The sequence below is a fragment of the Pseudomonas sp. NY15374 genome (assembly GCF_048068255.1).
GTDB lineage: Bacteria > Pseudomonadota > Gammaproteobacteria > Pseudomonadales > Pseudomonadaceae > Aquipseudomonas > Aquipseudomonas machongensis.
Genome location: NZ_JBLUPZ010000003.1, coordinates 460593 through 487107, shown reverse-complemented (window position 1 = coordinate 487107; position 26515 = coordinate 460593). Strand labels below are relative to the sequence as shown.

The following is a 26515-nucleotide window of genomic DNA, read 5'->3' as shown; positions in this document are numbered from 1 at the left end:
CTTGAGCAGAGCCCTCGGTGGGAGCGGGCTTGTCGGGGCGACGAACCGCGGTGTGCTTTTCGCGGGCAAGCCCGCTCCTACAGGAACCGCGCGGCACGCATGAACGGCGCTGAACCTGTAGGAGCGGGCTTGTCCCGCGATGGGGCCCTCAGGGCAACAGCACCGTCGACCCCACCGTCTGGCGCGCCGACAAGGCCTCCTGCGCTTTCGCCGCCTCGCTCAACGGATACCGCTGCTGGATATCCACCGCCAGCTTGCCACTGGCAATCATCGCGAACAGGTCATCGGCCATGGCCTGGGTGTTCTCGGCGTTATTGGCGTAGCTGGCCAGGGTCGGTCGTGTCACGTACAGCGAGCCCTTCTGCGACAGAATTCCCAGATTCACGCCACTCACCGCGCCGGAGGCATTGCCGAAGCTCACCATCAAGCCACGCGGGCGCAGGCAGTCGAGCGAAGTCAGCCAGGTGTCGGCACCCACGCCGTCATACACCACCGCGCACTTCTGGCCTTCTGTCAGCTCCAGCACACGCTTGGCCACGTCTTCATGGCTGTAGTCGATGGTCGCCCAGGCCCCCAGCGCCTTGGCGCGTTCGGCTTTTTCGGGCGAGCTGACAGTGCCGATCAGCTTGGCGCCCAAGGCCTTGGCCCATTGGCAAGCCAGCGAGCCGACGCCACCTGCTGCGGCGTGGAACAGAATGAAGTCGCCGGGCTGCACCGCGTAGGTCTGCTTGAGCAGGTACTGGGTGGTCAGGCCCTTGAGCATCACGGCCGCAGCCTGCTCGAAGCTGATGCTGTCAGGCAGCTTCACCAGGTTCGCTTCCGGCAGGGTGTGGTATTCGCCATAGGCGCCCAGCGGCCCGCCGCCGTAGCCGACGCGGTCGCCGACCTTCAAGCGGGTGACGCCCTCGCCCACCGCATCGACCACACCCGCACCTTCGGTGCCCAGGCCTGAAGGCAGTGATGGCGGCGCGTAGAGCCCGCCACGGAAATAGGTATCGATGAAGTTCAGACCGATCGCATGGTTGCGCACGCGCACCTGCTGCGGGCCGGGCGGTGTCGGTTCGAAGTCCACGAGCTGCAAGACTTCCGGGCCGCCATGCTGGCTGAACTGAATACGCTTGGCCATCACACACTCCTGTTGTCGTCATCGCAAAGGCCCTCTATCGGACGCCTTTGCTTGACTGCCGTCAACTGCGGCGCGGCGCTGGCCGGTGGTATGCTACGCGGCGAATTCCTCCCTGCCCTTCCCAGGTGACCCGATGACCAGCCGCACCGAGGCCGTGAAGGCCTATCTGCTCGACCTGCAAGACCGCATCTGCGCCGCCCTCGAAACCGAGGACGGCGGCGCCCGCTTCGTCGAGGACGCCTGGGTTCGTGATGCTGGCGGCGGTGGTCGCACCCGGGTGATCGGCGAGGGCAAGCTGATCGAGAAAGGCGGGGTCAACTTCTCCCATGTGTTCGGCGCAGGCTTGCCGCCGTCGGCCAGCGCGCACCGTCCGGAGCTGGCCGGGCGTGGCTTCGAGGCGCTGGGCGTGTCGCTGGTGATTCACCCGTACAACCCGCATGTGCCGACGTCCCACGCCAACGTGCGGTTCTTCATCGCCGAGAAAGAGGGCGAAGAGGCAGTGTGGTGGTTCGGTGGCGGCTTCGACCTGACCCCGTACTACGGCAACGAGGAAGACTGCATCCACTGGCACCGCGTCGCCGAACAGGCCTGTGCCCCCTTCGGCGCCGACGTGTACCCGCGCTACAAGGCCTGGTGCGACCGCTACTTCCACCTCAAGCACCGCGGCGAACCCCGTGGCATTGGCGGGCTGTTCTTCGATGACCTGAACGAGTGGGATTTGGACACCTGCTTCGCCTTCATCCGTGCCATCGGCGATGCTTACATCGAGGCCTACCTGCCGATCGTGCAGCGGCGCAAGAACACCCCCTACACCGCGCAGCAGCGCGAATTCCAGGAATATCGCCGTGGGCGCTATGTCGAGTTCAACCTCGTCTACGACCGCGGCACGCTGTTCGGCCTGCAATCCGGCGGACGTACCGAATCCATCCTCATGTCGTTGCCGCCGCAGGTTCGCTGGGGCTACGACTGGAAGGCCACCCCTGGCAGCGAGGAAGCGCGCCTGACCGAGTACTTCCTGCAGGACCGCGACTGGCTCGGCCAGTAAATCTGTGGATAACCGAGGATTTCCCATGGACCAGTACGTCGTTTTCGGTAACCCCATCGGCCACAGCAAGTCGCCGCTGATCCACCGCCTGTTCGCCGAGCAGACCGGCCAGGATCTGGAATACAGCACCCTGCTGGCGCCGCTGGACGAGTTCAGCGACTGCGCCCGCGGCTTCTTCAAGCAGGGCAGCGGCGCCAACGTGACCGTGCCGTTCAAGGAAGAGGCGTACCGCCTGTGCGACAGCCTCACGCCACGGGCGCAACGCGCGGGCGCGGTCAACACGCTGACCTTGTTGGCCGATGGCACGTTGCAGGGCGACAACACCGATGGCGCAGGCCTTGTGCGCGACCTGACGGTGAATGCCGGGGTCACGCTGGCGGGCAAGCGCATCCTGATTCTCGGCGCCGGTGGTGCGGTGCGTGGCGTGCTGGAGCCGATCCTGGCGCATAAGCCGCAATCGCTGGTGATCGCCAATCGTACGGTGGAAAAGGCCGAGCAGCTGGCGCGCGAGTTCGATGAACTCGGGCCGGTGGTCGCCAGCGGTTTTGCCTGGCTGCAGGAGCCGGTGGACGTGATCATCAACGCCACCTCGGCAAGCCTTTCGGGGGAGTTGCCGCCGATCGCCGAGAGCCTGGTCGAGGCCGGTCGCACCGTGTGCTACGACATGATGTATGGCAAGGAGCCGACGCCGTTCTGCCAGTGGGCGACGAAGCTTGGGGCGGCGAAAGTGCTGGATGGGCTGGGAATGCTCGCCGAGCAGGCGGCCGAGGCGTTTTACGTCTGGCGCGGGATTCGGCCTGAGACCGGGCCGGTGCTGGATGAATTGCGGAGGCAGTTGGCTCGGGGGTAGAGATTACTCCTCGAACCTGATCGGACACCCGTCGATCCCCTCCAGCTTCTGCAACTCCTCCACCACCTGGGGCCTGGCCCGATGCAGGGTCAGGCTGCCGCCATTGCGCGCCAGCCGGCGCGCCTCGCGATGCAACATATCCACACCCGAATAGTCGATGAAGTTGATCTGCCGCGCGTCGATCACCACATGCGGCCCTTGGCAGCGCTGCAGGCGTACCTGCAGATAATGCGCGGCACCGAAGAAGATCGAGCCACCGACCCGCAGCACGTCCGCCTCCCCTTCACGGCTCTGCTGCACCCGTGGCCGCGAGGTGCGCTTGAGGTAGAAGAACAGCGACGCCAGCACTCCCGCGTAGATCGCCGTCTGCAACTCCAGTAACAGGGTTGCCGCCGCGGTCAGCGCCATCACCAGGAACTCCGAACGGCTGACGCGGAACAGCGCGCGAATCGCCTTGTGATCCACCAGTCCCCAACAAATCAGCAGGATGCTGCCGGCCATCGCCGAGATCGGCAGGTGAGCGATGAGCCCGGCACCGGCCACGGCGAACAGCGCCACCCACAGCGCCGAGAACACCCCGGCCATAGGGGAGCGGGCGCCCGCCTCGAAGCTCAGTCCGGAGCGGGTGAACGAACCAGACGACAGGTAACCCGAGAAAAACGCCCCGACCATGTTGGAAACACCCTGGGCGCGAATCTCCTGGTCGGCGTCGATCAGTTGTTCGGAACGTGCAGACAACGAACGGGCGATCGACAGGCTGGTGACCAGCCCGAGCATGCCCACCGCCACGGCGCTGGGCAGCAGCCGTAGGATCAGGTCCAGGTCGAGCAACGGCAGCGGGCTCAGGGGCGGCAGATGGCCGCTGAACGCGGGAACGCGGGGCACGTGAGCGAAGTATCCGGGCAGCAGCCACGCCACCAGGCTTACCAGTACCAGGCTTATCAACAGCGCCGGCCAGCGCGGACGCAGGAGCTTGATGGCGATACCTATCAATAAGGTGGCCAGGCCCAGCCCCAGCGAGGGCAGGTCCACTTCGCGGGCATGGGCGAACAGGTCCTGGGCCGTCTTGAGTGCCGTGGCCTGGCTGGGCAAGTCGATGCCCATCAGGTTCGGCAACTGGCCAAGGGCAATGACGATGGCGGCGCCCAGGGTGAAGCCGAGCACCACTGAATGGGAGACGAAGTTGACCAGCGTGCCGAAGCGCAGCAGCCCGAGCAGCAGCTGGAACACCCCGCCAAGAAAGGTCAGCAGCAGGACGAGGGTCACGTAGTCGCTGCTGCCGGCCACGGCCAGCGGGCTGATGCTGGCGTAGAGGACGATGGAGATGGCGGCGGTGGGACCGCAGATCAGGTGCCAGGACGACCCCCACAGGCAGGCGATCAGTACCGGCACGATGGCCGCATACAGGCCGTATTCGGCGGGCAGGCCGGCAATCAACGCATAGGCGATGGACTGCGGCAGGGCGAGGATCGCGCCGCTCAGACCCACCAGCAGGTCCTGGCGCAGGCTGCGGCGCGATTGCCGGGGAAGCCAGGTCAGGAAGGGCAGCAGCTGGGTCAGGCGGGGCATGGGTTATTCACAGTCCTGAGTTTTGCCCCTTTCTGGAGCGGATTCATACCCACCGCGGCAGCGGGCAATCAGAGTTTGGCCTTGACGGCCTCCAGTGCATCACCGCCAGCCTTGCTGCTCACGCCGGCGAGCCACGCCTCCAGGACTTGTGGATGCGCCTTCACCCACGCCTTGGCTGCCTGGTCGAAACTGACCTTCTTGTCCACGACCTCGGCCATGATGGCGTTCTCCATATCCAGGGTAAATGCCAGGTTGCCCAGCAGTTTCGCGGCATTCGGGCAGGCCTGTGGATAACCGTTGCGCACCAGGGTGAACACCTCGCCCTTGCTGCCGAACCATTTCTCGCCACCGGTGAGGTAGTGCATCTTCAGCTTCACGTTCATCGGGTGCGGTGTCCAGCCGAGGAAGGTGATGAACTGGTTCTTCTTCACGGCGCGGTCGACCTGCGCCAGCATCGCCTGCTCGCTGGACTCGATCAGCTTCCACTGCCCGAGGTTGAACTCATTCTTGTCGATGATTTCCTTGAGCGACAGGTTGGCCGGCGCGCCGGAGCCGATGCCGTAGAGCTTCTTGTCGAACTGCTCGGCGTGTTTCTGCAGGTCGGCGAAGTCCTTGATACCGGCATTCCACACGTAGTCGGGCACTGCCAGGGTGAACTCGGTGCCTTCGAGGTTGCGCGACAATTGTTTCACGTCGCCGGTGGCGATGAACTTGTCATGAAAGCCCTGCTGCGCTGGCATCCAGTTGCCGAGGAAAGCGTCCACCCGGCCGTCTTTCAGGCCGCCGTAGATGATCGGTACAGCAAGGCTGTCGATCCTCACCTGGTAACCCAGGCTTTCGAGCAACAGGCGGGTGATGGCGTTGGTGGAGGCGATATCGCTCCAGCCGGGGTCAGCCAGTTTGACGGTGCTGCATTGCGTGTCGCTGTCGGCCGCTTGGGCGGTCAAGGTGCTCAGGCCCAGGGCCAGGGCGATCACGGCGGTGGAGAACTTCTGCATGGCGGCCTCTCTTCTCAATCCATGGGTGCGGGCTGTGGATAACGTGCCTTGCGCTCGAGGTCATCGAGATCGATATGGTTGCGCATGTACTGTTGGCTGGCGTCGACCAAGGGTTGGTGATCCCAGCTTTTCAGTTTGCCGATGGCCAGGGCCTCGGCCACCAGACGGCGGCGGCGTTGGCTGGCCAGCACCTGCTGGCGCAGGCTGGAAACGTCCCAGCGTCGCCTGGCTTCATCGACAAATGCCTGCAGCAAGCCCTGGTGATCCGGGCTGCCGGTGAGGTTCTCCCGCTCGTGCGGGTCGCGGCTCAGGTCGTAGAGTAGGCACGGGTCGTCTTCGCTGTACACGAACTTGTACGCGCCACGCCGAATCATCATCAGCGGCCCGACCGTACCCTCGGCCATGTATTCGCCAATCACCTCGTCGTGCCCGCCCTGCCCTTGCAGGTGGCCGAGCAGCGAGCGGCCGTCCAGGTGCAGGCTGTTATCCACAGCCCCGCCTGCCAGCTCGACCAGGGTCGGCAGCAGGTCACAGGTGGACACGCTGGCGCTGACCCGCGCCGCGGCGAAACGCTTGGGCGCATGGACCAGCAATGGCACCCGCGCCGACATCTCGAACCAGTGCATCTTGTACCAGAGCCCGCGCTCGCCAAGCATGTCGCCATGGTCGCCGGAGAACACGATCAGCGTATCGTCTACCAGGCCGCAATCCTCGAGGGTCTGCAGCAGCTTGCCGATGTTGTCGTCGATGTAGCTGCAGGCGCCGAAGTAGGCGCGGCGCGCGTCGCGGATCTTGTCCACAGGCAGCGGCTTGTTCCACAGGTCGTAGACCTTTAGCAGGCGCTGCGAGTGAGGGTCTTGCTGGTCCTGGGCGATTTCGTCGCGTGGCAGGGGGATATCCACAGACTCGTAGAGATCCCAGTAGCGCCGAGGGATGGTGTAGGGGTCGTGCGGGTGGGTCATCGAGACGGTCAGGCAGAACGGGCGACCGTCATCCTCGCGAACGTGGTCGTACAGGTACTGCTGCGCCTTGAACACCACTTCCTCGTCGAAATCCAGCTGGTTGGTGCGCACGCACGGCCCGGCCTGCAGCACCGAGGACATGTTGTGGTACCAGCTCGGGCGCACGTCGGGGGCGTCCCAGTTCACCGCCCAGCCGTAATCGGCGGGATAGATGTCGCTGGTCAGGCGCTCTTCATAGCCGTGCAACTGGTCAGGGCCGCAGAAGTGCATCTTGCCCGACAGCGCGGTGCGGTAGCCGAGGCGGCGCAGGTAGTGGGCGTACGTGGGGATGTCGGCGGGAAAGTCGGCGGCGTTGTCGTAGGCGCCGATACGGCTGGGCAACTGGCCGCTGACCAGGGTGAAGCGCGACGGCGCGCACAGCGGGCTGTTGCAGTAGGCAGAATCGAAGACCACTGCCTGTTCGGCGAGGCGGGCGAGGTTGGGCATCCTGATCGGCGAGGGGTTGTAGATCGGCAGCATGGGCGCGGCCATCTGGTCGGCCATGATGAACAGGATATTGGGTTGCTTCATGGGGTGCCCTTCCATCGTCGAACATTATGTGAATTGCTTGCGATCGAGGATGCGACTGTGGATAACATGGGTAAAGCCCATGGCGGGCAATGACTGGGATTAGCTGAGCTTATGTTTGAGCACCTTGCGGGCATGTCACTGGAAAGCTTGCGCGTGTTCGAGGCGGCGGCGCGTCTGCGCGGTTTTACGGCGGCGGCACTGGAGCTGGGCACCACTCAGCCGGCTGTGAGCCAGCAGGTCAAGCGGCTTGAGGCGCAGCTGGGCACGCGCCTGTTCGACCGGATCTACCGGGGTATCGCGCTGACGGATGCGGGCCAGTCGCTGTTCGAGCAGGTCCACCAGGGTTTGCAGGCGATGGATGAAGGCATTGCCGAGGCCAGCGGTCGTGGGCAGCGCGAGGTGCTGCAGGTGGCCACCGACTTCGCCTTTGCCGCTTTCTGGCTGATGCCCCGGCTGCAGCGTTTTCACGAGGCTTATCCACAGGTGGACGTGAGCCTCGTGACCGGCGAGCGCAGCCAGGGGATGCTGCGGCCCGATATCGATGTGGCCGTGCTGTTTGGCGACGGGCGCTTTCATCAGGGCGAAAGCCGCTGGTTGTTCGATGAAGAGGTCTTTCCGGTTTGCAGCCCTCGGCTGACTGATGGCAAACCCTTGTCAGCCGTGGCTTTGCAACGATTGCCCTTGTTGCATCTACGCGGTGAACAGGCCAGTGGCTGGTTCGACTGGGCGGGGGTGTTTCGCGGTTTCGGCTTGGTCAGCCCGCCACCACCAGGGCAGTTGCGCTTCGATAACTACACCTTGCTGATCCAGGCCGCGATTGCCGGGCAAGGGGTCGGGATTGGTTGGGGGCATCTGGTCGATGGGTTGGTCGAGCAGGGATTGCTGTGCCGGCCGGTGGAAGGGAGTTTGCGTTCGTCGCGTGGGTATTACGTGGTGTTGCCCCCGCGCAAGCGGCGTGGGGCGTTGATCGAACGGTTCGTGGAGTGGCTGGAGCTTGAGCTCAGCCTCTCGAATACATCTGTTGCTACGGATTGAGCCAAGAAATACGCGAAAGAAGGGCGCGTTACGCGCCCTCTTGTTATTTCTTGCTTGAAAGACTCAGGGCTCCGCCTTTGGCGTCCGTGTAGCGACAAATGACGGAGATCGAACCTTCCTGCGAGTTGACAAGCTTCAACGAGGCCAGCTCAACTTCTTTGGTGCCCTTGTCATCTGCATTCGGCGCAAAGCCTTTCCATTTGCCGTCTGCCGCAGTGTAGTGATAGCCACTGAAGCCATCCTCGGTGGATTGTGTCGAGGCTTCCTTGATGTCCTTGGGCTCTGGGCAGGTTGCAGCAAGTGCAGTGCCTGACATAAACAGAGCAAGAAGCGCGGTTGAGAGTACACGCATATCGGCTATTCCTTCAGCAAGTTAGTGAGCTTTCAGCTTGCGATCTCTGAAGGCCTTACACAACTAGCAAAATTATCAGGTAGCCGAATGCATGTGCATGGAACTCTCGTACGCCAGTTCCCCCTCAGCCCCGGGCGCCGCGCACCCCTTCAGCCAGCGCCGAGCACAGGCTCAGTACATCGCTCACAGCCTGCTCGGGTGACTTGGCCTGGGCGATCTTGTCGACCAGTGCCGAGCCCACCACCACGCCGTCGGACAGCTTGGCGATCGCTGCAGCCTGCTCCGGCGTGCGGATGCCGAAACCGACGCTGATCGGCAGGTCGGTATGGCGACGCAGGCGGGTGATGGCCTCCTTGACGTGCTCGGTGGTCGCCGAGCCCGCACCGGTTACACCCGCCACCGACACGTAATAGACGAAACCCGAGCTGCGCTCGAGCACACGTGGCAGACGCACGTCGTCGGTAGTCGGGGTGGTCAGGCGGATGAAGTCGATGCCCGCGGCCTGGGCCGGGGTTGCCAGCTCGGCGTCGTGCTCAGGCGGCAGGTCGACGATGATCAGGCCATCGACGCCAACGGCCTTCGCCTCGGCGACGAACTGTTCCACGCCAAAGCGATGGATCGGGTTGTAGTAGCCCATCAGCACGATCGGCGTGGTCTGGTTGCCGACGCGGAATTCGCGGACCATCTCCAGGGTTTTCGCCAAGGTCTGGCCGGCTTCCAGGGCGCGCAGGGTGGCGAGCTGGATCGCCACGCCGTCGGCCATCGGGTCGGTGAAGGGCATGCCCAGCTCGATCACGTCGGCGCCGGCGTCGGGCAGGCCCTTGAGGATTTCCAGCGAGGCCTGGTAGCCAGGGTCGCCTGCGGTGATGAAGGTGACCAGCGCCGAGCGGCCTTCGGCCTTCAGGTCGGCGAAACGTTGTTCAAGACGGCTCATGCCTGTTTCTCCTGGGCAGCCATGTGGTTCATCACGGTTTGCATGTCTTTGTCGCCGCGGCCGGACAGGCACACGACCATCAAGTGATCCTTGGGCAGGCTCGGGGCGCGCTTGATCGCCTCGGCCAGGGCGTGGGAGCTCTCCAGCGCCGGGATGATGCCTTCGAGGCGGCAGGTGGCGTGGAAGGCGTCCAGGGCCTCGTCGTCGGTGATGCTGACGTATTCGACCCGCTTCACTTCGTGCAGGTAGGCGTGCTCGGGGCCGATGCCGGGGTAGTCCAGGCCGGCGGAGATCGAGTGGGCATCGGTGATCTGGCCATCGTCGTCCTGCAGCAGGTAGGTGCGGTTGCCGTGCAGTACGCCAGGGACGCCACCATTGAGGCTGGCGGCATGCTTGTCGGTGTGCACACCATGGCCACCGGCTTCGACGCCGATGATCTGCACGCTTTCGTCTTCGAGGAAGTTGTGGAACAGGCCCATGGCGTTGGAGCCGCCGCCGACGCAGGCGACCAGGCTGTCCGGCAGGCGGCCTTCCTTCTCGTGCAACTGGGCGCGGGTTTCCTTGCCGATGATCGACTGGAAGTCGCGAACCATCGCCGGGTAAGGGTGCGGGCCGGCCACGGTGCCGATCAGGTAGAAGGTGTCTTCGACGTTGGTGACCCAGTCGCGCAGGGCCTCGTTCATGGCGTCTTTCAGGGTGCCGGTGCCGGCGGTGACCGGAACGATCTCGGCGCCCAGCAGCTTCATGCGGAACACGTTGGCCTGCTGGCGCTCGATGTCGGTGGCGCCCATGTAGATCACGCAAGGCAGGCCGAAGCGCGCAGCGACGGTGGCGGTGGCCACGCCGTGCATGCCGGCGCCGGTCTCGGCGATCAGGCGCTTCTTGCCCATGCGCTTGGCCAGCAACACTTGGCCGATGCAGTTGTTCACCTTGTGCGCGCCGGTGTGGTTGAGTTCTTCACGCTTGAAGAAGATCTTTGCGCCGCCGCAGTGCTCGGTCAGGCGCTCGGCGAAGTACAGCGGGTTGGGGCGGCCAATGTAGTCGCGCTGGAAGTAGGCGAGTTGCTCGAGGAACTCGGGGTCGGCCTTGGCCGCTTCATATTCGCGGGCCAGGTCCAGGACCAGGGGCATCAGGGTTTCGGCTACGTAGCGGCCGCCGAACGAGCCGAACAGGCCATTGGCGTCGGGGCCGGGGCGGTATTGGGACTGGGACATGGGGCGCTCCATAGGGGTCTGGATTGGATATCGTGTTGCCTTCTTCGCGGGCAAGCCCGCTCCCACAGAAATGGTGTGATGCTCAATACAGCATTGCACTTGTGGGAGCGGGCTTGCCCGCGAAGAGGCCACCACTGATCGATGGGCCTACTCTACCCAGCGCAACGTCCCCTGAAAACCGATAAGATTGCGACAACTCGTCAGGAAAACTCACAAGTCAAATGCCCCAGGACCTCCCACCCCTCAATGCCCTGCGCGCCTTCGAGGCCACTGCCCGGCTGAACAGCGTCAGCCAGGCCGCCGAACAGCTGCACGTGACACATGGCGCGGTGAGCCGGCAGATCAAGGTGCTCGAGGAGCATTTGGGCGTTGCCCTGTTCGTAAAGGATGGGCGTGGCGTCAAACTCACAGATGTCGGGGCTCGCCTGCGTGATGCCAGCTTCGATGCCTTCGATCGCCTGCGCAGTGTGTGCGCCGAACTTAGCCGCGATGTCAGCGATGCGCCCTTCGTACTGGGGTGTTCCGGCAGCCTGTTGGCGCGGTGGTTCATTCCCCGTCTCGGGCGTTTGAAGGCCGATCTGCCTGAGTTGCGTCTGCACTTGTCGGCCGGAGAGGGGGATCTCGATCCGCGCCGCCCAGGGTTGGATGCATTGCTGGTGTATGCCGAGCCGCCGTGGCCCGCGGACATGCAGGTGCATGTGCTGGCCGAGGAACGTATCGGGCCGGTGCTCAGCCCGCACTTTCCCGGCTTCGAGCGTCTGCACCAGGCCCCTGCGCGTGCCCTGTTGGGCGAGGCCCTGCTGCACACCACCTCGCGCCCCCAGGCGTGGCCGACCTGGGCTGCGCAGCAAGGGCTGGATGCCAGTGCGCTGACCTTCGGCCAGGCATTCGAGCACCTGTACTACCTGCTGGAGGCAGCGGTGGCCGGTTTGGGGGTGGCGATCGCGCCGCAACCGCTGGTGGCGGACGACCTGCGAGCGGGACGCCTGGCGGCGCCGTGGGGGTTTTCGCCGACGCCGGCGGCGTTGGCGCTATGGGTGCCGCGGCGCGCCGCAGATGGGCGCGCCGAGCAGTTGGCGCAGTGGTTGCGCCGGGAGTTGCAGGCGCAGGGTTAGTTGCGACGGCACAGCAGGTAGGCGGCGAGCAGACCCAATGCGCCAACGGCCACGCCAGCCGTGGTCCAGGGGTGTTCCTGGGCGTAGTCACGGGTTGCGATGCCGGTTTCCCGGGTGCGGGTCTTCACTTCTTCGTAGGCGTCGGTCAGCAGGCTGCGCGAATGCTTGAGAGCGTTCTGGGCGTTGCCGCGCAGCGCCTTCATGGTTTTCTGCGTTTCTTCCGAAGCATCGCCTTTGAGGTCTTCCAGCGTCTTGAGCAGGCTTTCGATCTCAGCTTCCATGCTTTCCAGTGAGGTCTTGCGCAGTGCGTTACGGGCCATGTGGACTCTCCTTCGCTGAGTAGGGTGTAAAGAGTGCGACTGCGCGATGTGGCGAAAGTGCGATCGAACTTTCACCCGAGGCGATGGCTCGCAGGTAAACCGGGCCTGCGCTGCTAGGCTCAATCCAGCACATCATTCAAGGAGAGCGCTCATGTCCGATCATCACACCTACAAAAAGATCGAACTCGTCGGTTCCTCGCCCACGAGTATCGAAGATGCGATCAACAATGCCCTCGCCGAAGCCGGCAAGAGCATCAAGCACCTGGAGTGGTTCGAGGTGGTCGAAACTCGTGGTCACATCCGTGACAACAAGGCCGCGCATTTCCAGGTCACGCTCAAGGTCGGGTTCCGCATCGCCAACAGTTGAAACAGTGCGGGGATAGCCTGTTCCTGCTTTATGGCGTATGACTTCCAGGGGGCACCGGTACATGCCGGCGCCCTATTCTGCTTTTTTGATCCGCATAAGGAACGGTAACGATGAAGAAAGTGTTTCTGGCAGTGGGCCTGATGATGCTGGCCGGTGGTGCCATGGCGGCAGGCAAGCCGTGCGAGGAGCTCAAGAGCGAAATTGCAGCCAAGCTCGATGCCAAGGGCGTTCAGGGGTATACGCTGGAGATCGTCGACAAGGGCACGCCGGCCGGCAAGGTGATTGGCAGTTGCGAGGCCGGGACCAAGGAAATCGTCTATCGCCGGGGTTGAGGCGACGCTGAGCTCAACCGAACGCTGTAAGTGTGGGAGCGGGTTTACCCGCGAAAAAGACACCGCGTTGCCTTGTACAGGCCACACGTTTTTTTCGCGGCGCACGCCCTCCCACAGGTGGCATTTACTCGCCCTTCAACGCCTGCGCCAGCAGCTCGTACGAGCGTAGCCGGTCCGCATGTTCATACAAGTCGCAGGTGAAGATCAGCTCATCTGCGCCGGTCTGCTCCAGCAGCACCTCCACCTTCGCCCGCACCTTCTGCGGGCTACCGATCATCGCCAGCCCGAGGAAGCTCCCCACCGCATCACGCTCATGGGGTAGCCACAGTCCGTCCATGCTTTGCACGGGTGGGCGCTGCATCAGGCTCTGGCCGCGGATCAGCGCGAGGATGCGCTGGTAGACCGAGGTCGCCAGGTATTCGGCCTTCTCGTCGCTGTCCGCCACCACCATCGGGATACCCAGCATCACGTAGGGTTTGTCCAGCGTCGTCGATGGCTTGAAATGGTCGCGATAGATGCGGATCGCCTCATGCATGTAGCGCGGCGCAAAATGCGAGGCGAAGGCGTAGGGCATGCCGCGCATGCCGGCCAGTTGCGCGCTGAACAGGCTCGAACCCAGCAGCCACATCGGTACTTCGGTGTCGTGGCCGGGCACGGCGATGACTTTCTGATCGTCGGTGCGCGGGCCGAGGTAGCGCGACAGTTCCTCGACATCATCGGGGAAGTCGTCGGCGCTGCCAGAGCGCTCGCGGCGCAGGGCGCGGGCGGTCATCTGGTCGGAGCCGGGCGCGCGGCCCAGGCCCAGGTCGATGCGACCGGGGTAGAGGCTGGCCAGGGTGCCGAACTGCTCGGCGATCACCAGCGGCGCATGGTTGGGCAGCATCACCCCGCCCGAGCCGATGCGGATGCGCGAGGTCCCGCCGGCGAGATAGCCCATCAGCACCGAGGTCGCCGAGCTGGCGATGCCGTCCATGTTGTGGTGCTCGGCCACCCAGAATCGGTTGTAGCCCAAACGCTCCACATGCTGCGCCAAGTCCAGCGAGTTGCGTAGCGACTGGGCTGGGCCGGCATCGGCGCGCACGGGCACCAGGTCGAGGGTGGATATCTTCAGGTCGCGCAGCTGCGTCATCGGAGCCTCCGCAGGAAAGTGATTGGCCAAGGGCCTTTGTGACTCTGTATGGGCACCCGGCGATGGATTCAATGGTTGGCTATGGATTGATCTGAACTTGCTGTAGGCAGTGTCCTCAGAATCCGTAGTGACACCCACTGAACAACCAGGAGGCATCATGAAAAAGACAGCATCGGCGATCTGGCAGGGAGGGCTCAAGGATGGCAAGGGCCTGCTGTCCACCGAGAGTGGCGCCCTCAAGCAGAATCCCTATGGCTTCAATACCCGCTTCGAAGGATCGCCTGGGACCAACCCCGAAGAGCTGATCGGCGCGGCCCACGCGGGCTGCTTCTCGATGGCGCTATCGATGATGCTGGGTGAGGCCGGGCTGACGCCCGAGCGCATCGACACCATCGCTGAAGTCACCCTCGACAAGCAGTCCGATGGCTTTGCCATCACCGCCGTGCACCTCACCCTCAAGGCCAAGGTGCCTGGTGCCAGTGAGGCGCAGTTCCAGGAGATCGCCAACAAGGCCAAGGCGGGATGTCCGGTGTCCAAAGTGCTCAACGCGACGATCAGCCTGGATGCGACGCTGCTCTCGTAGGTGAGGCGTTGCTTGCTGTAGTCTGGAAGGGTCGGCAGCTTGCCTGCCCTTTGAGGAGCCGTTCCATGATCCGCGTAGCATTCGCCGTGCTGGCTTCGTTGCTGGCCACCTCCGCGCTGGCGGCAGTCAAGCCGTGCGAGGAGCTCAAGACCGAGATCGAGGCGAAGATCCAGGCGGCTGGGGTGCCTTCCTACACCCTGGAAATCGTACCGAACAGCGAAGTCAGTGATCAGAACATGGTCGTTGGCACCTGCGATGGCGGGACCAAGAAGATCATCTACCAGAAGAACGACCAATAGCGGTCGTTGCAGCGGGGTCGCAGTGCGACCCCGTTGTTCATGGAATGCAGAAGATGTTGCTTGGCTCGTCTACCAGCACCTGGCGATTAGCGTCGTACAGGTATACCTGCGGCTGCATCGCCGGGGCCCGGGCTTCGAGGCGATAGCGTTCGCCGGCCTTGAAGTTGTCGAAGCGCACGGTCAGGTAGCAGGTGCGCTCGGTCGGGCTGGTGGTGAAGAGCCCGGCAGTCAGCTCGTAGTCGAAGCGCACCACCAGTTCGTGGCGGCCCGGCGTGATTTGGAAGTAGCGGCCGTCGTCGAGGCGTTTGCCATCGAGCTTGTCGGCCATGATGGTGCGGCCGGGGGTGACGGTGTAGAGATCAACCCAGGCCTGGGCCGGGTCTTTGGGTGGCAAGGGGCTGGCGCAAGCCCCCAGTGCACTGAGGGCGATCAGCATCATGGGCTGGCGCATGAGGAAACTCCGCTTGCGGGTCACAGGTTACAAGCATAGCGCTGATCAGGTGCGCTGACAGCCCGCTGGCAGGCCCTGGCCGATCAGTTTCTGCTGTCCGTCATAGAGTTTCACCCAAGGGTGCAAGCCAATGCTGCCGGCTTGCAGGCTGTAGCGCTGACCGGCGCTGAAGTCCTTGAAGGTCAGGTTCAGTTGGCAGTCGCGCCACAGTGGCTCGTCGACCGGGCCGATATTGCTCGGGGAGACTGGAAACTGGTAACGCACCGTCAGTTCATGGCTACCTGGCGGCACTTCGAAATAGCGGTTGTCGGCCCAGTCGCGCTCGTCCACCTGCACGGCGTGCAGCGAGGTGTCGTCGTCGCGGGCGAGGTCGATCCAGGCCTGGTTGGGATCGGGGTCGGGCAAGGTGGAGCAGGCGCTCAGCAGCCCGAAGGTGCCGACGGCAAACAGTGTACGCATGGCGAAAGGGTCCCCTGGCGAGATAGTCTTGGAACGCACAGGCCTTGAGCGGGATGAACAGCCCTGATGTTTCGACTTTTTCTGCTACAGCGCTCAGGCCACCGGGCTCTCGACCGCGTTTTCAGCCCTTTTGTTCCGCTGCTGGCCGCGCTCCTGCTGAGCGGTTGCGGCAGCCTCGGCTACTACGGCCAACTGGCCGAAGGGCAATGGCAACTGCTGCGTGCACGCCAGCCGGTGGAGCGCATGCTGGCCGATCATGCGACTGACGAACGGCTGCGCCAGCGTCTGCTGCATGCCGAACAGGCCCGCACCTTCGCCAGCGAGCACCTGAAGCTGCCGGACAACCGTAGCTACCGGGTGTACGCCGATCTTGGCCGGCCTTATGTGGTGTGGAATGTGTTTGCCACGCCGGAGTTGTCGCTGCAGCCGGTCACTCACTGCTTCCCCATCGCCGGTTGCGTCGCCTACCGCGGCTACTACCGCCAGGGTGCGGCGCGCGGCGCGGCAGCGCTGATGCGCGAGGAGGGGCTGGATGTGTACGTCGGGGGTGTCGAGGCTTACTCGACCCTGGGCTGGTTCGACGATCCGATCCTCTCGTCGATGGTGGGCTGGGGCGAGGAGCGCCTGGCCACGCTGATCTTTCACGAGCTGGCGCACCAGCGCTTCTACGTGAAGGACGACACCGAATTCAACGAGTCCTTCGCCACCTTCGTCGAACAGGAGGGCACGCGGCAATGGCGCATGGCGCGCGGGCTTGCGGCGGCTCACGAGGATGGGGCGCGGCAGCGTGAACAGTTCATCCGCCTGGTGCTGGCGAGTCGCGAGCGCCTGCAGGCGATCTATGCCGGGACGCTTGCTGATGCCGACAAGCGGGTGGCCAAGCAGGCCGAGTTCGCGCGATTGCGACGTGAATACCGCGAGCTGCGCGATCGGGACTGGGCCGGTGATCGCCGTTATGACGCCTGGGTGTATGGGCCGATGAGCAACGCCAAGCTGCTGCCGTTCGGCCTGTATGACCAGTGGGTGCCGGCGTTTGCGGCGTTGTTTCGTGAGGCAGGCGGGGACTGGACGCTGTTCTATCAGCGGGTCGAGCACTTGGGGCAGCAGCCGATCGATCAGCGAAAAGCGGCCTTGCAGCGGTTGATGGCACAGCCTTGATATGCCGGGGCCGCGCGCGGCCCCGTGGCCATCAAGCCTTGATGAACGCCCGGTGCAAATCTGCCACCGTGTCGAAATGAAACTCCGGCGCCTCGGCCACCAGCTCTTCGCGGCTGCCGAACCCGTAGCCCACCGCTACAGCCTGCAGGCCATTGCTGCGGGCGCCGATCAGGTCGTGCTTGCGGTCGCCGATCATCAGGGTCTGCGCCGGGTCCAGGCGTTCTTCGTCCAGCAGGTGGCGGATCAGCTCGACCTTGTTGGTGCGGGTGCCATCCAGCTCACTGCCGTAGATCACCTTGAAATGCCGGTCGAAGGCGAAATGGCGGGCGATCTCGCGGGCGAACTCCCAAGGCTTGGAGGTTGCGACGTAGAGGGTGCGGCCCTGGCCATTGAGCGCTTGCAGCAGTTCCGGCACACCGTCGAATACCAGGTTCTCGTACAGGCCGGTGACCCGGAAACGCTCGCGGTAGAAGTTGACCGCCTCCCAGGCCTTGGCCTCGTCGAAGCCGTAGAACTGCATGAAGGCCTGCAGCAAGGGTGGGCCGATGAAGTGCTCGAGGCGGGTCAGGTCGGGCTCGTCGATACCCAGCTTGGCCAGGGCGTACTGGATCGATCGGGTGATGCCCAGGCGTGGGTCGGTAAGGGTGCCGTCAAGGTCGAAGAGAATGTTTTGCTGGTGCATGTATGCGGTTCCACTCAAGTCTTGCGTCGACTGCTTCGCGGGCAAGCCCGCTCCTACAGGATAATCACAGAGCCTGTAGGAGCGGGCTTGCCCGCGAATGCGTCATTCCGGTTGATCGTAGCCTTCGGCCAGGTGCTGGTCCTTGAGCTTCACGTAGTTGCTGGCGCTATAGGGGAAGAACGCGCGTTCTTTTTCGTTCAGCGGCCGGGCCTGCCTTACCGGGCTGCCGACATACAGGTAGCCGCTCTCCAGGCGCTTGCCGGGCGGTACCAGGCTGCCGGCGCCGATGATCACCTCGTCCTCGACGATAGCGCCATCCATGATAGTGCTGCCCATGCCGACCAGGATCCGGTTGCCCAGTGTGCAGCCGTGCAGCATCACCTTGTGACCGATGGTCACTTCGTCGCCGATGATCAGCGGGAAGCCGTCCGGGTTGAAGGGGCCGGCGTGGGTGATGTGCAGCACGCTGCCATCCTGCACGCTGGTGCGCGCGCCGATGCGGATGCGGTGCATGTCGCCGCGCACCACGGTCAGCGGCCAGACCGAGCTGTCTTCACCGATCTGCACGTCGCCGATCACCACCGCCGAACGGTCGACGAAGGCGCGTGGGCCGACTTTCGGCGTGTGTTCCCGGAAGGTCCGGATGGCCATGATAGTGTCCCTCTGCAATGCCGATAGGCAGGCTGCCTGCTGCGGTCGGCGTCGATTGTAATTAAGATGGTCCCGTGTTTCTCCTGCCAAGGTATCCAAACCGTGAGTGCGAACAACCCGCTTCTGCAGTCCCACGACCTGCCACCCTTCTCCGCAATCCGCGCCGAACACGTGCTGCCGGCGATCGAGCAGATCCTGGCCGACAACCGCAAGGCCATCGCCGATATCCTCGCGCAGCAGGGCAAGAATCCCTCCTGGGCCGGCCTGGTGCTGGCGATGGACGAACTCAACGACCGCTTGGGCGCGGCCTGGAGCCCGGTCAGCCACCTCAATGCGGTGTGCAACAGCAAGGAACTGCGCGAGGCCTACGAGTCGTGCCTGCCGGCGCTGAGCGCCTATTCCACCGAGATGGGGCAGAACCGCGCCCTGTTCGATGCCTACCAGGCGCTGGCCAACAGCGCCGAGGCCGCCAGTTTCGACGTGGCGCAGAAGACTATTCTCGAGCACGCCCTGCGTGACTTCCGTCTGTCGGGCATCGACCTGCCGGCCGACAAGCAGCAGCGCTACGCCGAAGTGCAGAGCAAGCTCAGCGAACTGGGCAGCCGCTTCTCCAACCAGTTGCTCGACGCCACCCAGGCCTGGACCAAGCACGTCACCGACGAAGCCGCGCTGGACGGCCTGACCGAATCGGCCAAGGCGCAGATGGCCGCCGCTGCCCAGGCCAAAGGCCTCGACGGCTGGCTGATCACGCTGGAATTCCCCAGCTACTACGCGGTGATGACCTACGCCAGCGACCGCGCCCTGCGCGAAGAACTGTACGCCGCCTACTGCACCCGCGCGTCCGACCAGGGCCCGAACGCTGGGCAGTTCGACAACGGCCCGGTGATGGCCGAGATCCTCGACCTGCGTCAGGAACTGGCCGCGCTGCTGGGCTACGCCAACTACGCCGAGCTGAGCCTGGCCACCAAGATGGCCGAATCCAGCGACCAGGTGCTGAGCTTCCTGCGTGACCTGGCCAAGCGCTCCAAGCCGTTCGCGGCCCAGGACCTGGAGCAGCTCAAGGCCTACGCCGCCGAGCAGGGCACCCCGGAGCTGGCCAGTTGGGACGCCGGCTATTACGGCGAGAAGCTGCGTGAGCAGCGCTACAGCGTGTCGCAGGAAACCCTGCGTGCCTACTTCCCGATCGACAAGGTGCTGAGCGGCCTGTTCAGCATCGTCCAACGCCTCTACGGCATCGAAATCGCCGAACTCAAGGGCTTCGACGCCTGGCACCCGGATGTGCGCCTGTTCGAGATCAAGGAGAACGGCCAGCACGTCGGGCGCTTCTTCTTCGACCTCTACGCCCGTGCCAACAAGCGCGGCGGCGCCTGGATGGACGGTGCCCGCGATCGTCGCCGCACCGCGGCAGGCGCCTTGCAGAGCCCGGTGGCCAACCTGGTGTGCAACTTCACCCCGGCTGCACCGGGCAAGCCGGCGCTGCTCACCCACGACGAAGTCACCACGCTGTTCCACGAGTTCGGCCACGGCCTGCACCACCTGCTCACCCGCATCGAGCATGCCGGCGTGTCGGGCATCAATGGCGTGGCCTGGGACGCGGTCGAGCTGCCGAGCCAGTTCATGGAGAACTGGTGCTGGGAGCCTGAAGGTCTGGCGCTGATTTCTGGCCACTACGAGACCGGCGAGCCGCTGCCCCAGGACCTGCTGGACAAGATGCTGGCGGCGAAGAACTTCCAGTCCGGGATGATGATGGTGCGCCAGCTGGAGTTCTCGCTGTTCGACTTCGAGCTGCACGCCACACATGGCGACGGCCGCAGTGTGCTGCAGGTGCTCGAGGGCGTGCGCGATGAGGTCACGGTGATGCGTCCGCCGGCCTACAACCGCTTCCCCAACAGCTTTGCGCACATCTTCGCCGGCGGTTATGCGGCGGGCTACTACAGCTACAAGTGGGCCGAAGTGCTGTCGGCCGACGCCTTCTCGCGCTTCGAGGAAGAAGGCGTGCTCAATGCCGAGACCGGCCGCGCGTTCCGCGAGGCGATCCTGGCCCGGGGCGGTTCGCGCGAGCCAATGGTACTGTTCGTCGATTTCCGTGGTCGTGAGCCTTCCATCGATGCGCTGCTGCGTCATAGTGGCCTGACCGAGGATGCGGCGGCATGAGTGAAGGCGGTGTGATCAAGACCAAGAAACGCTTTATCGCCGGGGCGGTATGCCCGGCGTGCAGCGAGCCCGACAAGCTGATGATGTGGAACGAAGACGGCGTGCCACACCGCGAGTGTGTGGCCTGCGGCTTCACCGACACCCTCAACGAGCAGGGCTTGTCGGTGCCCAAGGAGCTCGGTACCCGGGTAAACCAGCAGGCGGTCAAGGCCGAGCCGGTAAAGGTGCAGACGGTTCAGTTCTTCCCGAACCCGAAGCTCAAGAAGCCGGATTGACCCTGTCCGCCTGACGGCACTGGTCTTCTGAGCAAACCCGGATTACTGTATGCATATACAGCAATCCGGGTTTTCCACCATGAAACCAACCCCAGTCCGTGGTCGCGGTACTGCCACCAACCCCCACAACCGCTTCGCCCCCAGCCATTCGGTGGTCGAGGACGACGGCTGGCACCAGGAAGTCCCACTCACCCAGGGCACCGAGGTGCGGATCGAAACCGCCAAGACCATCATCGCCCGCAACACCTCGCCCGACCTGCCCTTCGACCGTTCGATCAACCCCTACCGCGGTTGTGAACACGGCTGCATCTATTGCTACGCCCGGCCCAGCCACGCCTATTGGGACCTCTCCCCCGGCCTCGACTTCGAGACCAAGCTCATCGCCAAGACCAATGCCGCCGAGGTGCTCGAACAGCAGTTGAGCAAGCCGGGCTATGTCTGCGCCCCGATCAACCTCGGCGCCAACACCGACCCTTACCAGCCCATAGAGCGCGAGCATCAGTTGACCCGTCGCCTGCTCGAGGTGCTGCTGCGCTACCGGCACCCGGTGACCATCGTCACCAAGGGCTCGCTGGTGCTACGAGATCTGGACATCTTGAGCGAACTGGCCAGCCAGCGCCTGGCGCGGGTGATGATCAGCCTGACCACCCTCGACGACGAACTCAAACGCACCCTCGAGCCCCGCGCGGCGGCACCCAAGGCGCGCCTGCGGGCGATCCGCGTGTTGCGCGAGGCGGGTGTGCCGGTGGGGGTGCTGTGTTCGCCGATGATCCCGATGATCAACGACAGCGAACTGGAGCACCTGCTTCAGGCCGCCAAGGAAGCTGGCGCGCAGAGCGCCGCCTACATGATGCTGCGCCTGCCGCTGGAGGTGGCTCCGTTGTTCGAACAGTGGTTGCAGGACCATTATCCGCAGCGCGCGGCCCACGTGCTCAGCCTGATTCGTCAGAGCCGGGGTGGTGAGCTGTATGACAGCCGCTTTGGCGCGCGGATGCGGGGTGTAGGCGTGTTCGCCGAGCTGCTGGCGCAGCGTTTTCGCAAGGCTTCGCGGCAGTTGGGGTTTGAAGGGCGGGAGGGGCTGGCTCTGGATTGCACGTTGTTCTGCCCACCTGGGGAGCAGATGGCGTTGTTTTGAGAGGCTGAAGGTTTTGTGGAAACGGGTTCACCCACGAAGAACCCCCACCGTACAGTTCCACTACCCTGTAACCTGACTCATACCTACCAATAATTTCATTGGAGGGTATTGGCGGCTGATGCTTTTTTGCTATTATCCAAGCCTCCCCTCGAAAACCTGGAACGCCCGTTCTAGAGCCTCCGAATTCAGTTTCAGTTAAGTTTTCTCCGCTAGCGTAGGAAGTCAGTCCACAGCGACTGTGATTTATTACCTGTGCGCGTCATCTAATTCTCCGCATAGCCAGAATCTTTCCCCGGTAAAATGGAACTTACCTACAAACCGTCAAGAGGATGAATCATGCCCGTCAAGGACCCATCCAAGCCCGTTCCGGCCGCTCCCGCCGAGAGCGCCGATGCCGCCCTGAAGCACATCGTCGACGGCTTCCTGAAGTTTCACCATGACGTTTTCCCCGAGCAGCAGGAGCTGTTCAAGAAGCTCGCCACCGCGCAGAAGCCGCGCGCGATGTTCATCACCTGCGCCGACTCGCGCATCGTGCCTGAACTGATCACCCAGAGCTCGCCGGGCGATCTGTTCGTGACCCGTAACGTCGGCAACGTGGTACCGCCCTACGGGCAGATGAACGGCGGTGTTTCCAGCGCCATCGAATACGCTGTGTTGGCCTTGGGCGTTCACCACATCATCGTCTGCGGCCACTCCGACTGCGGTGCGATGCGCGCGGTGCTCAACCCGCAGTCGCTGACCAAGATGCCGACCGTTTCCGCCTGGCTGCGCCACGCCGAAGTGGCCCGTACCGTGGTCGAGAGCAACTGCTCGTGCGAAACGGAACACGAGAGCATGCAGGTGCTGACCAAGGAAAACGTCATCGCTCAGTTGCATCACCTGCGTACCCACCCTTCGGTCGCCTCGCGCCTGGCGGCCGGACAGCTCTACATCCACGGCTGGATCTACGATATCGAAACCAGCCGCATCGAAGCCTACGATGCCGCGAGCGACAGCTTCCTGCCCCTGGCTGCTGGCGAGCCAGTGCCGTGCGCAACTCCGAGAGGCCGCTACTAAGCGACCCCAACACCTGAAGAAACCTTGATAGCCGGCTGCGCCCACCAGGCGCGGCAGGGCTTTCTGCTGCCTTGAATTTCCCTGACCTACTTGCCGGCAATCCTGCTGGCGGCCCGCGCCTGCGCGCGATTCAGGGATCCCCGTGCCGTCGGCCAGTGGAATGGCCGTGAATCAGAAAAGGAGCGTTATGGTGAACATGACACAGATAAAAGCGGCCTTGCCGCGAGAGTTGCTGGCTTCGGTCGTGGTGTTCCTGGTGGCCCTGCCGCTGTGCATGGGCATCGCGATCGCCTCGGGCATGCCGCCCGCCAAGGGGCTGATCACCGGGATCATCGGTGGCATCGTCGTGGGCTTCCTGGCCGGCTCGCCCCTACAGGTGAGCGGCCCGGCCGCGGGCCTGGCGGTGTTGGTGTTCGAGCTGGTGCGCCAGCATGGCGTGGCCATGCTCGGGCCGATCCTGCTGCTGGCAGGCCTGTTGCAGTTACTGGCCGGGCGGCTGCGCCTGGGCTGCTGGTTTCGCGTCACTGCACCGGCGGTGGTGTACGGCATGCTGGCCGGTATCGGCGTGCTGATCGTGCTGTCGCAGGTGCATGTCATGTTCGACAGTGCGCCACAGCCCTCGGGGGTCGAGAACCTGCTGGGCTTCCCCGCGACCCTGGCCTCGGCATTGCCGTTCGAAGCCGCCGGCAATGGCTGGCAGGCCGGCGCTCTGGGCCTGGGCACCATCGCGATGATGTGGGGCTGGGAACGCTGGCGCCCGCAGCGCCTGCGCTTCATCCCCGGTGCCTTGCTGGGCGTGGCGACGATGACCGCGATCAGCATCTGGCTGGCGCTGCCGGTCAACCGTGTGCAGGTGCCTGCGGACCTGTCGGAGGCGATCGACTGGATCCGTCCGGACGACCTGCTCAAACTGGCCGATCCAACCTTGCTGGTGGCCGCCTTCGCCCTGGCCTTCATCGCCAGCGCCGAGACGCTGCTGTCGGCTGCGGCGGTGGACCGCATGCACAACGGCCAGCGTTCGGATTTCGACCGGGAGCTGTCGGCGCAAGGTATCGGCAACATGCTGTGCGGTGTGCTGGGGGCATTGCCGATGACCGGCGTGATCGTGCGCAGTTCGGCCAACGTTCAGGCCGGTGCAAAGACTCGCGCCTCGGCGATCCTGCATGGCCTGTGGTTGCTGGCGTTCGTGGTGGTGCTGAGCAGCGTGCTGCAGCAGATTCCGGTGGCAAGCCTGGCGGGCGTGCTGGTGTACACCGGTATCAAGCTGGTCGATTTCAAGGCCTTCCGCGGCCTCGGGCGCTATGGCCGGATGCCGATGTTCACCTACGCCGCCACGGCGCTGGCGATCATCTTCACCGACCTGCTGACCGGCGTGCTGCTGGGCTTTGCCCTGACCTTGCTCAAGCTGGCGTTCAAGGCGGCGCGACTCAAGATCAACCTGGTCGAGCTGCCGCGTCATGGGCACATGGAGCTGCGCCTGAGCGGTGCGGCCACCTTTCTCAAGGTGCCTGCCCTGACCCAGGTGCTGGAAAGCGTGCCTGCCGGGACGCATCTGCATGTACCGCTGGCGAACCTGAGCTACATCGACCACTCGGTGCTGGAGCTGCTCGAGGACTGGGGGCGCGCGAGCCGCGCCGCCGGCTCACGTCTGTCCATCGAGCAGCGCGGGCTCAAGCGGCGCATCGAGGGCCGCTTGCGACGCAGCGTGCAAGTCTGAGGCGTCGTGTGTCCAAGTCTCAGGCCGACTTGGGCACCAGTTTGCGGCAGCCTTCTTTACGGCTGGGGTACTGCTCGCATTTGCGCAGTACCTGCTTTACCTGGTCATCGGCCTGGAGTTGACGATTGGCCAGCAGCTTCTCGGTGATGAACAACTCCTCTGAGCCCAGGTTCTGTTCGGCCTTGTCGATCATCCCTAGTGCTGCCTGGGGATCGCGGTTGCGCAGGTGATGACCGATGATCAAGTCATAGACCATCGGGCTTGCCAGCGACCAGTCCTGGATGCCCTGCAGGTCGGCGAGGGCCGCGCGGCCGTTGCCCTGCGCCGAATGCACGGCGAAAGCCGCACGCCGGATGCCTGGCTGGTTACCGACAGGAGACGCCAGCGCACGGCTGACGAAGGCCTCGGCTTCGCGGGTCTTCTTCTGCTCCAGTGCAGCGGTGGCTGCGTAGGCGTCCCGGTAAGCCTGCAGCGAACGCTGCACCGTCGCCGAATCGCGCACCTGCGGCCAGGTGCGACGGTTTACCCGCGCCTGGGTCTGTTGCTGGTATTCGCGGTCCAGATACTGGCGCAGCTCTTCGTCTCGCTGGATCGGCGACATGTGCGAGCGGGTCAGGTACTGGCCGGTGGCGTTCAATGCCGTGCCCAAGCCCTGGTTGAGCAGGGTCTGAAGTTCCTGGGTGGTGCGGTTGAGGTCGAGTTTTTTCAGCGAGTCGGTCATCGCCGTCTGGCGCTCTTGCAGGAAGCTTGCGAGCAAAGGCTTCTGCTTGCCCTGGAAGTCTTCCAGGCGTTGCAGGCTGACACTCGAGGCCCGCGGCGCGTAGCCGGCGCGGATCATCAGGTCGGCGCCGAGCAGGTCAGCCTGGTCTTCTTGGGTGCGGCCCCAGGCGGTGCTCCAGACATTGTCCGAGAAGCTGTTGGCCAGCGAGGTGTAGAGCACGGTATTGCCGATGGCCTTCTGCGTACCCACCGGGTCCTTGCTGAACAGCGCGCCGGTCTGCTTGTTGCGTCCGGTATTCTTTGCCACGGTTGCGATCACCACCGTGGTGGTGATGTTGGTGAGCAACTGTTTCTGCTCCTGGAACGCTGCGCGACGATCATGATGGCGCAGCAGCACATGGCTCATCTCGTGGCCGAGCATGGCCGCGATTTCATCCTCGCTCTCGACGTTGTCGAGCATGCCCAGCGGCACGAACAGGTTGCCGTAGGGGTCGGCCGAGGGGCCGAAGGCGTAGCTGTCGACGATGCGTACCTGCAGGTTCGGTGCCTGCCCCGGCCAGCCTTTGGCCAGGCGGTTGACGATACCTTGCAGGTAGCTTTCCAGGGCCGGGATGCGCACCAGGTTCTGCTGGCGGATCTCGTCGGCGGGAATCGCCCGGCCGTCGAAGCTCAAGCGCAGTTGCTGGGTTTTCTGTGGGTCGAGCCGATAATACGAACGCACGTCCTGATGATCGACATAACGCCCGTCCAGCCGCGACTGGGTCGAGGGGCCGACCAGGTTCTGCAAGGCGTCGTTGGCCCCGTTGAGCGTGTTGCAGCCGCCGAGCATTGCCAGCGACAGGGCGGCAGCGACGCCCTTGAGCTTGCCCGTACTCATTTCTTGCACCCGGCGCCGTAGCCGATGGTCGAGTTGTTCTGGTGGTCGTCGGAATAGCCGCTTTGCAGGGTCTGGCAGGGGAACTTGACGATGTTCAACGGCGGGTTTACCCGCACCGCCATGGTGTCCATCCAGACGTTACCCTCGGGCAGGCCTACCTGGATGATGTCCAGCTCCTTGTTGTACTGCAGCACCTTGGGCGCTTTTGGCAGGCTGCTGCTGTCGACCTGGCGCAGCGATTTGCCCTGGTCGTCCAGCACTGCCACCGACTTGCGCAGCCAGGCTTCGACTACCGGCTCGGGGGTGGCCATCACGCTCTGGCTGACCAGCAGCGACAGCAGCAATAGGGAGCTCTTGATCATCTCTGGGGTCCTTTGATA

29 protein-coding genes are annotated in these 26515 nt (G+C 64.1%); 14 read left to right on the top strand and 15 right to left on the bottom strand.

Translation table 11 applies throughout. From position 1 onward, the window contains the following. Window positions 1-148 precede the first annotated feature (148 nt). Window positions 149-1126 carry an NADPH:quinone reductase gene (locus ACNFHO_RS10200; RefSeq protein ID WP_416766152.1) on the bottom strand — a complete coding sequence of 326 codons (978 nt, stop codon included), beginning with the start codon at window positions 1124-1126 and terminating at the stop codon, window positions 149-151. 133 nt (window positions 1127-1259) lie between these two features. On the opposite strand from ACNFHO_RS10200, the gene hemF reads away from it, so the two are divergent. After that, window positions 1260-2171, top strand: a complete 912-nt coding sequence (gene hemF, locus ACNFHO_RS10195) for an oxygen-dependent coproporphyrinogen oxidase (protein ID WP_416766150.1) — start codon at window positions 1260-1262, stop codon at window positions 2169-2171. 25 nt (window positions 2172-2196) lie between these two features. Further along, the gene (gene aroE / locus ACNFHO_RS10190; RefSeq protein ID WP_151925890.1) at window positions 2197-3021 is read left to right on the top strand and encodes a shikimate dehydrogenase; all 825 of its coding nucleotides are present in this window, start codon (window positions 2197-2199) and stop codon (window positions 3019-3021) included. A gap of 3 nt (window positions 3022-3024) precedes the next feature. Here the strand turns inward: aroE and ACNFHO_RS10185 are convergent, their stop codons facing one another. The 3 genes from ACNFHO_RS10185 to betC form a co-directional block, all read right to left on the bottom strand. Next, window positions 3025-4590: a SulP family inorganic anion transporter gene (locus ACNFHO_RS10185; RefSeq protein WP_416766148.1), complete on the bottom strand. Its 1566-nt coding sequence runs from the start codon at window positions 4588-4590 to the stop codon at window positions 3025-3027. A gap of 68 nt (window positions 4591-4658) precedes the next feature. Continuing rightward, window positions 4659-5588: a choline ABC transporter substrate-binding protein gene (choX, locus tag ACNFHO_RS10180; protein ID WP_416766147.1), complete on the bottom strand. Its 930-nt coding sequence runs from the start codon at window positions 5586-5588 to the stop codon at window positions 4659-4661. Between the two features lie 14 nt (window positions 5589-5602). Further along, entirely contained in the window at window positions 5603-7120 is a 1518-nt protein-coding gene (gene betC, locus ACNFHO_RS10175; RefSeq protein WP_416766145.1) for a choline-sulfatase, read from the bottom strand. Window positions 7121-7231: 111 nt separating this feature from the next. Here betC and ACNFHO_RS10170 point away from each other — a divergent pair, with 111 nt between their 5' ends. Further along, window positions 7232-8155: a choline sulfate utilization transcriptional regulator gene (locus ACNFHO_RS10170; RefSeq protein WP_416766144.1), complete on the top strand. Its 924-nt coding sequence runs from the start codon at window positions 7232-7234 to the stop codon at window positions 8153-8155. Window positions 8156-8198: 43 nt separating this feature from the next. Here the strand turns inward: ACNFHO_RS10170 and ACNFHO_RS10165 are convergent, their stop codons facing one another. From ACNFHO_RS10165 to trpB, 3 genes are all read right to left on the bottom strand, one after another. Continuing rightward, the gene (locus ACNFHO_RS10165; RefSeq protein WP_416766143.1) at window positions 8199-8507 is read right to left on the bottom strand and encodes a hypothetical protein; all 309 of its coding nucleotides are present in this window, start codon (window positions 8505-8507) and stop codon (window positions 8199-8201) included. A 124-nt stretch (window positions 8508-8631) separates the two neighbouring features. Beyond that, window positions 8632-9441, bottom strand: coding sequence for a tryptophan synthase subunit alpha (trpA, locus tag ACNFHO_RS10160; protein WP_197891784.1), 810 nt, complete (start codon window positions 9439-9441; stop codon window positions 8632-8634). After that, complete coding sequence (gene trpB, locus ACNFHO_RS10155; RefSeq protein WP_054893395.1) at window positions 9438-10655, bottom strand: tryptophan synthase subunit beta; 1218 nt, start codon at window positions 10653-10655, stop codon at window positions 9438-9440. Before trpB ends, trpA begins: the two co-directional genes overlap by 4 nt. 221 nt (window positions 10656-10876) lie before the next feature. On the opposite strand from trpB, the gene ACNFHO_RS10150 reads away from it, so the two are divergent. Then, window positions 10877-11770, top strand: a complete 894-nt coding sequence (locus tag ACNFHO_RS10150; protein ID WP_416766141.1) for a LysR family transcriptional regulator — start codon at window positions 10877-10879, stop codon at window positions 11768-11770. On the opposite strand, the gene ACNFHO_RS10145 is transcribed toward ACNFHO_RS10150, so the two are convergent. Beyond that, window positions 11767-12090 (bottom strand): DUF883 family protein, encoded by a 324-nt coding sequence (locus ACNFHO_RS10145; protein ID WP_054893393.1) that lies wholly within the window; start codon window positions 12088-12090, stop codon window positions 11767-11769. The genes ACNFHO_RS10150 and ACNFHO_RS10145 overlap by 4 nt on opposite strands. Before the next feature lie 151 nt (window positions 12091-12241). Here ACNFHO_RS10145 and ACNFHO_RS10140 point away from each other — a divergent pair, with 151 nt between their 5' ends. Further along, window positions 12242-12457: a dodecin gene (locus ACNFHO_RS10140; protein ID WP_054893392.1), complete on the top strand. Its 216-nt coding sequence runs from the start codon at window positions 12242-12244 to the stop codon at window positions 12455-12457. Window positions 12458-12567: 110 nt separating this feature from the next. Then, on the top strand, window positions 12568-12789 hold the full coding sequence (locus ACNFHO_RS10135; protein ID WP_054893391.1) for a DUF1161 domain-containing protein: 222 nt from the start codon (window positions 12568-12570) through the stop codon (window positions 12787-12789). Window positions 12790-12913: 124 nt separating this feature from the next. Here the strand turns inward: ACNFHO_RS10135 and ACNFHO_RS10130 are convergent, their stop codons facing one another. Beyond that, window positions 12914-13918 carry an LLM class flavin-dependent oxidoreductase gene (locus ACNFHO_RS10130; protein ID WP_054893390.1) on the bottom strand — a complete coding sequence of 335 codons (1005 nt, stop codon included), beginning with the start codon at window positions 13916-13918 and terminating at the stop codon, window positions 12914-12916. Window positions 13919-14075: 157 nt separating this feature from the next. Between ACNFHO_RS10130 and ACNFHO_RS10125 the strand changes: the two genes are divergently transcribed. Beyond that, a complete protein-coding gene (locus ACNFHO_RS10125; RefSeq protein ID WP_063541962.1) occupies window positions 14076-14501 on the top strand; it encodes an OsmC family protein in 426 nt (141 codons plus the stop codon). A 65-nt stretch (window positions 14502-14566) separates the two neighbouring features. Beyond that, a complete protein-coding gene (locus tag ACNFHO_RS10120) occupies window positions 14567-14800 on the top strand; it encodes a DUF1161 domain-containing protein (protein ID WP_414154551.1) in 234 nt (77 codons plus the stop codon). A gap of 37 nt (window positions 14801-14837) precedes the next feature. Here ACNFHO_RS10120 and ACNFHO_RS10115 read toward each other — a convergent pair whose 3' ends face one another. Continuing rightward, window positions 14838-15251 carry a hypothetical protein gene (locus tag ACNFHO_RS10115; protein ID WP_054893387.1) on the bottom strand — a complete coding sequence of 138 codons (414 nt, stop codon included), beginning with the start codon at window positions 15249-15251 and terminating at the stop codon, window positions 14838-14840. 45 nt (window positions 15252-15296) lie between these two features. After that, window positions 15297-15710: a hypothetical protein gene (locus ACNFHO_RS10110; protein ID WP_372821769.1), complete on the bottom strand. Its 414-nt coding sequence runs from the start codon at window positions 15708-15710 to the stop codon at window positions 15297-15299. A 66-nt stretch (window positions 15711-15776) separates the two neighbouring features. On the opposite strand from ACNFHO_RS10110, the gene ACNFHO_RS10105 reads away from it, so the two are divergent. Continuing rightward, on the top strand, window positions 15777-16868 hold the full coding sequence (locus ACNFHO_RS10105) for an aminopeptidase (protein WP_416766139.1): 1092 nt from the start codon (window positions 15777-15779) through the stop codon (window positions 16866-16868). Window positions 16869-16899: 31 nt separating this feature from the next. Here the strand turns inward: ACNFHO_RS10105 and ACNFHO_RS10100 are convergent, their stop codons facing one another. Together ACNFHO_RS10100 and ACNFHO_RS10095 are read right to left on the bottom strand one after the other, a co-directional pair. Next, window positions 16900-17550, bottom strand: a complete 651-nt coding sequence (locus ACNFHO_RS10100) for an HAD family hydrolase (RefSeq protein WP_054893384.1) — start codon at window positions 17548-17550, stop codon at window positions 16900-16902. Between the two features lie 102 nt (window positions 17551-17652). Further along, the gene (locus ACNFHO_RS10095; RefSeq protein ID WP_054893383.1) at window positions 17653-18201 is read right to left on the bottom strand and encodes a gamma carbonic anhydrase family protein; all 549 of its coding nucleotides are present in this window, start codon (window positions 18199-18201) and stop codon (window positions 17653-17655) included. Between the two features lie 102 nt (window positions 18202-18303). Here ACNFHO_RS10095 and prlC point away from each other — a divergent pair, with 102 nt between their 5' ends. From prlC to ACNFHO_RS10070, 5 genes are all read left to right on the top strand, one after another. Then, complete coding sequence (gene prlC, locus ACNFHO_RS10090) at window positions 18304-20355, top strand: oligopeptidase A (RefSeq protein WP_256216383.1); 2052 nt, start codon at window positions 18304-18306, stop codon at window positions 20353-20355. Beyond that, window positions 20352-20630 carry a YheV family putative zinc ribbon protein gene (locus tag ACNFHO_RS10085; RefSeq protein ID WP_112897047.1) on the top strand — a complete coding sequence of 93 codons (279 nt, stop codon included), beginning with the start codon at window positions 20352-20354 and terminating at the stop codon, window positions 20628-20630. Before prlC ends, ACNFHO_RS10085 begins: the two co-directional genes overlap by 4 nt. A 79-nt stretch (window positions 20631-20709) precedes the next feature. Further along, the gene (locus tag ACNFHO_RS10080; protein WP_416766137.1) at window positions 20710-21765 is read left to right on the top strand and encodes a PA0069 family radical SAM protein; all 1056 of its coding nucleotides are present in this window, start codon (window positions 20710-20712) and stop codon (window positions 21763-21765) included. Between the two features lie 336 nt (window positions 21766-22101). Then, window positions 22102-22821 (top strand): carbonic anhydrase, encoded by a 720-nt coding sequence (locus tag ACNFHO_RS10075; protein ID WP_054893379.1) that lies wholly within the window; start codon window positions 22102-22104, stop codon window positions 22819-22821. A 187-nt stretch (window positions 22822-23008) separates the two neighbouring features. Then, entirely contained in the window at window positions 23009-24538 is a 1530-nt protein-coding gene (locus tag ACNFHO_RS10070; protein ID WP_162714335.1) for a SulP family inorganic anion transporter, read from the top strand. A 19-nt stretch (window positions 24539-24557) separates the two neighbouring features. Here ACNFHO_RS10070 and ACNFHO_RS10065 read toward each other — a convergent pair whose 3' ends face one another. Together ACNFHO_RS10065 and ACNFHO_RS10060 are read right to left on the bottom strand one after the other, a co-directional pair. Continuing rightward, a complete protein-coding gene (locus ACNFHO_RS10065) occupies window positions 24558-26135 on the bottom strand; it encodes a M48 family metallopeptidase (RefSeq protein WP_063541974.1) in 1578 nt (525 codons plus the stop codon). Continuing rightward, a complete protein-coding gene (locus ACNFHO_RS10060) occupies window positions 26132-26497 on the bottom strand; it encodes a hypothetical protein (RefSeq protein WP_054893377.1) in 366 nt (121 codons plus the stop codon). The genes ACNFHO_RS10065 and ACNFHO_RS10060 overlap by 4 nt, the downstream gene beginning before the upstream one ends. Between the last annotated feature and the right edge of the window lie 18 nt (window positions 26498-26515).